Origin of the sequence: Escherichia sp. MOD1-EC5433 (assembly GCF_002966005.1) — a bacterium.
In the GTDB taxonomy this organism is placed as follows: Bacteria; Pseudomonadota; Gammaproteobacteria; order Enterobacterales; family Enterobacteriaceae; genus Escherichia; species Escherichia ruysiae.
The window spans coordinates 91137-100224 of sequence record NZ_PTRL01000011.1 but is presented as its reverse complement, the minus strand read 5'-3'; the positions used below and the strand labels follow the sequence as shown (position 1 = coordinate 100224).

The window sequence follows — 9088 nt, the reverse complement described above, 5'->3', positions numbered from 1 at the left end:
GAATTTGCCTGGCGGCCGTAGCGCGGTGGTCCCACCTGACCCCATGCCGAACTCAGAAGTGAAACGCCGTAGCGCCGATGGTAGTGTGGGGTCTCCCCATGCGAGAGTAGGGAACTGCCAGGCATCAGATAAAGCAGAAGGCCATCCGGAAGGATGGCCTTTTTGCGCTGGTGCAGAAAAAAGTCCGGATGCGACGCTGGCGCGTCTTATCCAGCCTACACTTGCTCATCCGTCCTGCTTTTGCATCCACTCCACCACAAAATCAACCAGCCCCTCAACATCATTAATATCCAGTAACGCGACATCAACATTAAGCGGTACATCGCTGGCTACAGCAATGACATGCCTGTCTATCACTAACTCTTCTGGTCGATGTCCGGCTCCATCGCGAAATAGCACAATCTTCGCGATCTCTTCATGCTTGAACCCTTCGACCAGAATCAAATCCAGCTTTGAGGTATCCATTCGGCTTGCGAGGAAATGTAGATCCAGTTCTTCTTCATCTGGCGTTTCCGTCATCAAAGCCCATCGTTGCTGGCTGGCAACGATGGTTTGCGCCGCGCCAGCCTTGCGCAGCTCATAGCTATCTTTGCCTGGCTTATCAACATCCATATCATGATGCGTATGCTTAATCAGCCCCGGACGGACCCCTCTGGCGCATAATGCCGGGATCAGTTTTTTCAGCAGCGTAGTTTTTCCGGTGCCACTCCACGCAGCAAAGGCGATTAACGGTATCATCGTTTTTCCTGCCATCGGGCAAGCTCCTCTGGCGTATTCACGTTTATAAATGCCTCTTTGCGATCGCTGAAATCAACCGCGTGACCGCCAGCAAGATTCATAAAAGCCATCACCCGGCGCTCTCCGGACAGCAGGTATTCCTGCAATAATGGCTCAATAGTGCGGTTTACCAGGGCTATAGTCGGGTGATCGCGTTCGCCGTCATGAACCCATACGACAGGCGCATCTTTGCGCTGATGGTTAAGTCGGGAGGCTAAATCCTGGGGAATATAGGGTGTATCGCACGGACAAAACAGAAACCACTCGCCTTTTTCCTGCTGCATTACTGAAAGCATTCCCGCCAGTGGCCCAGGGTAATCCGCCAGAGAATCCGCTATCACTTTCAGACCGGTTGCCTGATAGATTTCCTGATGGCGATTGGCATTAACCACGACGTGAGAGAGCTGCGTCATAAGCGCGTCAGCGACATGTTGCCACAGCGGTTTGCCATTTAATTCAAGCAATCCTTTATCTACGCCGCCCATTCGTCTGGCTTTACCTCCTGCCAGCACAACGCCTGTTATCATCGTCATCAGATTCACCGATATCGCCTCTTTTATTGTGGGATTGACCCTGCTAACGTGTCTGTCTCAAGAGTAAGGAGCATCACTATGAAATGTAAACGTCTGAATGAAGTTATTGAACTCCTCCAGCCAGCCTGGCAAAAAGAGCCAGATCTTAACCTGCTGCAATTTTTGCAGAAACTGGCGAAAGAGTCAGGTTTTGACGGCGAACTGGCGGATTTGACGGATGACATTCTGATCTATCATTTGAAAATGCGTGATTCCGCGAAAGATGCGGTGATCCCAGGTTTGCAGAAAGATTATGAAGAAGACTTCAAAACGGCGCTATTACGCGCACGCGGCGTAATTAAAGAGTAAAAGCTTGTAAGCGGCGCGACCAAAATCATCGTGAAATGATATCCTTCATCATTCGTAATGTTTTCCGGATGATGGGATGAACAACAACGCTTTTACTTTCCAGACACTACACCCGGATACCATCATGGACGCTCTGTTTGAGCAAGGGATCCGGGTGGATTCCGGGCTTACCCCGCTTAACAGCTATGAAAACCGTGTCTATCAATTTCAGGACGAAGATCGTCGACGTTTTGTCGTCAAATTTTACCGCCCTGAACGCTGGACAGCCGATCAAATCCTCGAAGAACATCAATTTGCGTTGCAGTTGGTAAACGATGAAGTGCCGGTCGCAGCGCCAGTGGTGTTCAATGGCCAGACTTTATTGAATCATCAGGGATTTTATTTCGCCGTTTTCCCAAGCGTCGGTGGTCGCCAGTTCGAAGCTGATAATATCGATCAGATGGAAGCGGTTGGTCGTTATCTGGGGCGTATGCACCAGACGGGGCGCAAACAGCTTTTTATCCATCGCCCGACCATCGGCCTGAATGAATATTTCATTGAGCCACGTAAACTGTTTGAGGACGCTACGCTGATACCTTCTGGGTTGAAAGCGGCATTCCTGAAAGCGACAGATGAGCTGATCACCGCCGTTACAGCGCACTGGTGGGAAGATTTCACCGTTCTGCGGCTACATGGTGACTGCCATGCCGGGAACATCCTCTGGCGCGATGGTCCGATGTTTGTCGATCTGGATGATGCACGTAATGGTCCGGCTATTCAGGATTTGTGGATGTTGCTGAATGGTGATAAAGCCGAGCAGCGGATGCAACTGGAAACTATTATTGAAGCTTATGAAGAATTTAGCGAGTTCGACACCGCTGAAATCGGACTGATTGAACCTTTACGCGCCATGCGTTTGGTTTATTATCTTGCCTGGCTAATGCGGCGTTGGGCTGACCCCGCGTTCCCGAAAAATTTCCCGTGGTTAACCGGGGAAGATTACTGGCTGCGACAGACGGCGACTTTTATAGAACAGGCAAAAGTTCTACAAGAACCCCCTTTGCAATTAACACCTATGTATTAATCGGAGAGAGTAGATCATGAAAAAGATTTGGCTGGCGCTGGCTGGTTTAGTTTTAGCGTTTAGCGCATCGGCGGCGCAGTATGAAGATGGTAAACAGTACACTACCCTGGAAAAACCGGTAGCTGGCGCGCCGCAAGTGCTGGAGTTTTTCTCTTTCTTCTGCCCGCACTGCTATCAGTTTGAAGAAGTTCTACATATTTCTGAGAACGTGAAGAAAAAACTGCCGGAAGGCGTGAAGATGACTAAATACCACGTCAACTTCATGGGTGGTGACCTGGGCAAAGATCTGACTCAGGCATGGGCTGTGGCGATGGCGCTGGGCGTGGAAGACAAAGTCACTGTTCCGCTGTTTGAAGGCGTACAGAAAACCCAGACCATTCGTTCAGCATCTGATATCCGCGATGTATTTATCAACGCAGGTATTAAAGGTGAAGAGTACGACGCGGCCTGGAACAGCTTCGTGGTGAAATCCCTGGTCGCTCAGCAGGAAAAAGCTGCAGCTGACGTGCAATTGCGTGGTGTTCCGGCGATGTTTGTTAACGGTAAATATCAGCTGAATCCGCAGGGTATGGATACCAGCAATATGGATGTTTTTGTTCAGCAGTATGCTGATACTGTGAAATATCTGTCCGAGAAAAAATAATTCAATGTAAATTATATAAAGCCCGTGAATATTCACGGGCTTTTTTTATTATTTAATAAATATAAATACATTCTGATAATGCACCCTGTTACTGGACATTATTTCAGCATAAGTGGATATTCAAAGTTTTGCTGTTTTATCAGGGAATATTTATATGATACGTAAGTCAGTTACAGGTGTCATTGTTGCGTTAACCGTTATCTGGGGTGGTGGCACATGGTACACAGGTACGCAAATTCAGCCTGGTGTCGAAAAGTTTATTAAAGATTTTAACGATGCTAAAAAGAAAGGTGAACATGCCTACGATATGACATTAAGTTATAAAAACTTTGAAAAAGGCTTTTTTAATTCCCGTTTTGAAATGCAACTTACATTTGATAACGGCGCACCCGATTTCAATATCAAGTCAGGCCAGAACGTTGCATTTGATGTGGATGTTGAGCACGGTCCGTTACCCATCACAATGTTAATGCGTGGTAATGTCATCCCCGCACTGGCAGCGGCAAAAGTGAACTTAGTGAATAATGAACTGACACAACCGCTATTTACCGCCGCGAAAAATAAATCGCCCGTTGAAGCGAAATTGCGATTCGCGTTTGGTGGCTCATTCTCCACGACATTAGATGTTGCCCCTGCAGAGTATGGAGAGTTTTCCTTTGGTGAAGGCCAGTTTACTTTTAATGGTGATGATAGTTCATTGTCTAACCTGGATATTGAAGGCAAGGTCGAAGATATTGTCCTGAAATTATCGCCAATGAGCAAAGTAACGGCGAAGAGTTTTACCATTAATTCTCTGACGCGATTAGAAGAAAAGAAATTTCCGGTTGGTGAAAGCGAGTCAAAATTTAATCAGATTAACATTATCAATCGCGGTGAAGGCGTTGCCCAACTCGATAATTTCGTTGCAAAAACCAGGCTAGATCGCGTAAAAGATAAAGATTATATCAATGTCAATCTGACCTACGAACTTGATAAGTTAACAAAAGGGAATCAGCAACTCGGTAGTGGTGAGTGGTCATTGATTGCTGAATCTATTGATCCCTTAGCGGTGCGTCAATTTATCATCCAGTATAACATTGCGATGCAAAAGCAGCTTGCTGCACACCCTGAGTTAGCAAACGATGAAGCTGCTCTGCAAGAAGTGAATGCTGCATTGTTCAAAGAGTATTTACCGTTATTACAAAAAAGTGAGCCAGTTATTAAATTACCGGTTAGCTGGAGAAATACTCTCGGAGAACTAAACGCCAATCTGGATCTTAGTATTGATGATCCAGCCAAATCTTCATCATCCACAAACAAAGATATCAAATCGTTCAATTTAAACGTGGCTTTACCGCTTAATGTTGTTACAGAAACAGCAAAACAACTTAATTTATCTGAAGGTATGGATGCTGAAAAAGCTCAGAAGCGAGCGGATAAACAAATCAGCGGGATGATGACATTAGGTCAGATGTTTCAGTTAATCACGATTGACAACAATACCGCCTCGCTACAGTTGCGTTATACACCGGGTAAAGTTGTTTTTAACGGGCAGGAGATGAGCGAAGAAGAATTTATGTCTCGTGCCGGACGTTTTGCACATTAATATAATATCTCGCCTCTGCTAATTCAGAGGCGAGAAAAGCTACTTATTCTGGCGCTGCGATGACATCAATGACGTCAGAAGCCTGTCTTTTTCATGCCACAGTGAGTTCAGCCATTGCTGAAAATGGCGTTTAAAGCTTTTGTCATTGATATAGTCGCCATGCAATTCTTCAGCAATAGGTTGTAAATCCACATGCACGACAATTCTGGTCAGTTTGCCACTTAGCATATCGAAGAATGGTTGACGGTGATTATCCGGGTAACACAGCGTAACGTTGAGCAATTTATCGAATTGTTTACCCAGTACATTCAGCGCCATCGCAATACCGGCAGCTTTTGGCGGCAGAAGATTTTGAAATGTTGAGTGGGTTTGCTGGTGTTTCTCTTCAGTGAAGCGGGAACCCTCAACAAAATTCACAATAGTGGTGGGATGCAGGCGAAATTTTTCGCAGGAACGACGAGTGGTTTCTACATCTTTACCGCGTCGCTCCGGATGACGTAACAAATAAGCGCGCGAATAACGCTTCATAAACGGCATATCCAGCGCCCAACACGCCAGGCCAAGAAAAGGCACCCAGGCCAGTTGCTGTTTGAGGAAATATTTATTCATCGGAATGTGCTTACGAAACAGCACACACAGTACGACAATATCTGCCCAGCTATGGTGATTACAAATAAGCAGATACCAGTTCTTTTTACTTAACCCTTCCAGCCCGTGAACTTCCCATCGCAAATGTGGATTAAGGTGTAGTAATAGCGCCAGTCCTTCGCACCAGCAATACATCATAAAATCACAAAAACGTGAAACTTTTCGCCATATCATTGGCACAGGTAACAATAGTTTTACGATCCCGGCAATGATGATCGGGACGGAACAAAAAATGGTAACCAAAATGGTCAATACGATACTCAGCAAAAGGGTTATCGTAGCGAGTATTCTCGTCATAATTAATTTATTCAAAAAGTTAGCCATAGACAGTGCGCGAAAGAAGCGCAAGGCGCAGATTTTAGCAGAAAACGCCCCAAATAACGGATGATCCTGAAGTAGAAAAATAATTTATATCTATCCACATTAGAAGAAATCCTATTATCTCAATTATCAGGGATGGCTTTATTTTTAACTGCATGAAAAACAAAGATAAACATCATGCTGTAAAAAGCATGATAATAAATTAAAAGCGATGTAAATAATTTATGCACAAAGTTATCCACATGACGATTTGCGAGCGATCCAGAAGATCTACAAAAGATTTTCACGAAAAGCGGTGAAAAACTCATGTTTTCATCCTGTCTGTGGCATCCTTTACCCATAATCTGATAAACAGGCACGGACATTATGGTTCAGATCCCCCAAAATCCACTTATCCTTGTAGATGGTTCATCTTATCTTTATCGCGCATATCACGCGTTTCCGCCGCTGACCAACAGCGCAGGCGAGCCGACCGGTGCGATGTACGGTGTCCTCAACATGCTGCGTAGTCTAATCATGCAATATAAACCGACACATGCAGCGGTGGTCTTTGACGCCAAGGGAAAAACCTTTCGTGATGAACTGTTTGAACATTACAAATCACATCGCCCGCCAATGCCGGACGATTTGCGAGCGCAAATCGAACCCCTGCACGCAATGGTCAAGGCGATGGGACTGCCGCTGCTGGCGGTTTCTGGCGTAGAAGCGGACGACGTTATCGGTACACTGGCGCGCGAAGCCGAAAAAGCCGGGCGTCCGGTGTTGATCAGCACTGGCGACAAAGATATGGCGCAGCTGGTGACGCCAAATATTACGCTTATCAATACCATGACGAACACCATCCTCGGCCCGGAAGAAGTGGTGAATAAGTACGGTGTACCGCCAGAACTGATCATCGACTTCCTGGCGCTGATGGGCGACTCCTCCGATAACATTCCTGGCGTACCGGGCGTGGGTGAAAAAACCGCGCAGGCACTGCTGCAGGGTCTTGGCGGGCTGGATACGCTGTATGCCGAGCCGGAAAAAATTGCTGGCCTAAGCTTCCGTGGCGCGAAAACAATGGCAGCCAAGCTCGAGCAAAACAAAGAAGTGGCTTATCTCTCTTACCAGCTGGCGACGATTAAAACCGACGTTGAACTGGAGCTGACCTGTGAACAACTGGAAGTGCAGCAACCGGCAGCTGAAGAGTTGTTGGGGCTGTTCAAAAAGTATGAGTTCAAACGCTGGACTGCTGATGTAGAGGCGGGCAAATGGTTACAGGCCAAAGGGGCTAAACCTGCCGCGAAGCCACAGGAAACGCTTGTTGTCGACGAAATGCCAGAAGTGACGGCAACGGCGATTTCTTACGATAACTACGTCACTATCCTTGATGAAGATACGCTGAAAGAATGGATTACGAAGCTGGAAAAAGCGCCGGTGTTTGCATTTGATACCGAAACTGACAGCCTCGATAACATCTCTGCCAATCTGGTGGGGCTTTCCTTTGCTATCGAGCCAGGCATAGCGGCATATATTCCGGTTGCTCATGATTATCTCGATGCGCCCGATCAAATCTCTCGCGAGCGTGCACTCGAGTTGCTAAAACCGCTACTGGAAGATGAAAAGGCGCTGAAGGTCGGGCAAAACCTGAAATACGATCGCGGTATTCTGGCGAACTACGGCATTGAGCTCCGTGGGATTGCGTTTGATACCATGCTCGAGTCCTACATTCTCAATAGCGTTGCCGGGCGTCATGATATGGACAGCCTCGCGGAACGTTGGTTGAAGCACAAAACCATCACTTTTGAAGAGATTGCCGGTAAAGGCAAAAATCAACTGACCTTTAACCAGATTGCTCTGGAAGAGGCCGGTCGCTACGCCGCCGAAGATGCAGACGTCACCTTACAATTGCATCTGAAAATGTGGCCGGATCTGCAGAAACACAAAGGGCCGTTAGACGTCTTCGAGAATATCGAAATGCCGCTTGTGCCGGTGCTTTCACGCATTGAACGTAACGGTGTGAAGATCGATCCGAAAGTTCTGCATAATCATTCTGAAGAGCTCACTCTACGTCTGGCGGAGCTGGAAAAGAAAGCGCATGAAATTGCGGGTGAAGAATTTAATCTTTCTTCGACCAAGCAGTTGCAAACTATTCTTTTTGAAAAACAGGGCATTAAACCGCTGAAGAAAACGCCGGGTGGTGCGCCGTCAACGTCGGAAGAGGTGCTGGAAGAGCTGGCGCTGGACTATCCGTTACCGAAGGTGATTCTGGAGTATCGTGGTCTGGCGAAGCTGAAATCAACCTATACCGACAAACTACCGTTGATGATTAACCCGAAAACCGGGCGCGTACATACTTCTTATCACCAGGCTGTAACCGCAACGGGACGTTTATCGTCAACCGATCCTAACCTGCAAAACATTCCGGTGCGTAACGAAGAAGGTCGCCGTATCCGCCAGGCGTTTATTGCGCCAGAGGATTATGTGATTGTCTCGGCGGACTACTCGCAGATTGAACTGCGCATTATGGCGCATCTCTCGCGTGACAAAGGCCTGCTGACCGCATTCGCGGAAGGAAAAGATATTCACCGGGCAACGGCCGCAGAAGTGTTTGGTTTGCCGCTAGAAACCGTCACCAGCGAGCAACGCCGCAGCGCGAAAGCAATCAACTTTGGTCTGATTTACGGCATGAGTGCTTTCGGCCTGGCGCGCCAGTTAAACATTCCGCGCAAAGAAGCGCAGAAGTACATGGATCTTTACTTCGAACGCTATCCGGGCGTGCTGGAGTATATGGAACGTACCCGCACACAGGCGAAAGAGCAGGGCTACGTTGAAACGCTGGACGGACGCCGTCTATATTTGCCGGATATCAAGTCCAGCAACGGTGCGCGTCGTGCTGCGGCTGAACGTGCAGCAATTAACGCACCGATGCAGGGAACCGCAGCCGACATCATCAAACGGGCGATGATTGCCGTAGATGCATGGTTACAGGCCGAGCAACCGCGCGTTCGTATGATCATGCAGGTACACGATGAACTGGTATTTGAAGTTCATAAAGATGATCTCGATGTGGTATCAAAGAAAATCCATCAATTGATGGAAAACTGTACCTGTCTGGATGTGCCGTTGCTGGTGGAAGTCGGAAGCGGTGAAAACTGGGATCAGGCGCACTAAGATTCGCCTGAATATGC

Annotated in this window: 8 protein-coding genes and 1 rRNA gene; 6 read left to right on the top strand and 3 right to left on the bottom strand. The window is 47.4% G+C overall.

The genetic code is table 11. The features are described 5' to 3' along the window. The first annotated feature begins 7 nt into the window (after positions 1–7). Positions 8–123: ribosomal RNA gene (gene rrf / locus C3D30_RS19260) — 5S ribosomal RNA — on the top strand. Positions 124–225: 102 nt separating this feature from the next. Here rrf and mobB read toward each other — a convergent pair. Next, positions 226–753, bottom strand: a complete 528-nt coding sequence (gene mobB / locus C3D30_RS19255) for a molybdopterin-guanine dinucleotide biosynthesis protein MobB (protein ID WP_105287276.1) — start codon at positions 751–753, stop codon at positions 226–228. Then, on the bottom strand, positions 735–1319 hold the full coding sequence (gene mobA, locus C3D30_RS19250) for a molybdenum cofactor guanylyltransferase MobA (RefSeq protein WP_105287275.1): 585 nt from the start codon (positions 1317–1319) through the stop codon (positions 735–737). Before mobA ends, mobB begins: the two co-directional genes overlap by 19 nt. Positions 1320–1388: 69 nt before the next feature. Here mobA and C3D30_RS19245 point away from each other — a divergent pair, with 69 nt between their 5' ends. The 4 genes from C3D30_RS19245 (at position 1389) to C3D30_RS19230 (ending at position 4949) form a co-directional block, all read left to right on the top strand. Next, a complete protein-coding gene (locus C3D30_RS19245; RefSeq protein WP_001295263.1) occupies positions 1389–1658 on the top strand; it encodes a YihD family protein in 270 nt (89 codons plus the stop codon). Positions 1659–1734: 76 nt separating this feature from the next. Next, on the top strand, positions 1735–2721 hold the full coding sequence (gene srkA, locus C3D30_RS19240; RefSeq protein WP_105287274.1) for a stress response kinase SrkA: 987 nt from the start codon (positions 1735–1737) through the stop codon (positions 2719–2721). 16 nt (positions 2722–2737) lie between these two features. Next, a complete protein-coding gene (gene dsbA, locus C3D30_RS19235) occupies positions 2738–3364 on the top strand; it encodes a thiol:disulfide interchange protein DsbA (RefSeq protein WP_105287273.1) in 627 nt (208 codons plus the stop codon). Positions 3365–3518: 154 nt separating this feature from the next. Further along, on the top strand, positions 3519–4949 hold the full coding sequence (locus tag C3D30_RS19230; RefSeq protein ID WP_105287272.1) for a DUF945 family protein: 1431 nt from the start codon (positions 3519–3521) through the stop codon (positions 4947–4949). A 39-nt stretch (positions 4950–4988) separates the two neighbouring features. On the opposite strand, the gene yihG is transcribed toward C3D30_RS19230, so the two are convergent. After that, a complete protein-coding gene (gene yihG, locus C3D30_RS19225) occupies positions 4989–5921 on the bottom strand; it encodes a 1-acylglycerol-3-phosphate O-acyltransferase YihG (protein ID WP_010350928.1) in 933 nt (310 codons plus the stop codon). A 363-nt stretch (positions 5922–6284) separates the two neighbouring features. Between yihG and polA the strand changes: the two genes are divergently transcribed. Further along, positions 6285–9071: a DNA polymerase I gene (gene polA / locus C3D30_RS19215; protein ID WP_105287270.1), complete on the top strand. Its 2787-nt coding sequence runs from the start codon at positions 6285–6287 to the stop codon at positions 9069–9071. Positions 9072–9088: the final 17 nt, after the last annotated feature.

Coding starts and splice junctions, on each gene's coding strand:
- mobB (WP_105287276.1), bottom strand. CDS start 753: ATGGCAGGAAAAACGATGATACCGTTAATCGCCTTTGCTGCGTGGAGT.
- C3D30_RS19245 (WP_001295263.1), top strand. CDS start 1,389: ATGAAATGTAAACGTCTGAATGAAGTTATTGAACTCCTCCAGCCAGCC.
- srkA (WP_105287274.1), top strand. CDS start 1,735: ATGAACAACAACGCTTTTACTTTCCAGACACTACACCCGGATACCATC.
- dsbA (WP_105287273.1), top strand. CDS start 2,738: ATGAAAAAGATTTGGCTGGCGCTGGCTGGTTTAGTTTTAGCGTTTAGC.
- C3D30_RS19230 (WP_105287272.1), top strand. CDS start 3,519: ATGATACGTAAGTCAGTTACAGGTGTCATTGTTGCGTTAACCGTTATC.
- yihG (WP_010350928.1), bottom strand. CDS start 5,921: ATGGCTAACTTTTTGAATAAATTAATTATGACGAGAATACTCGCTACG.
- polA (WP_105287270.1), top strand. CDS start 6,285: ATGGTTCAGATCCCCCAAAATCCACTTATCCTTGTAGATGGTTCATCT.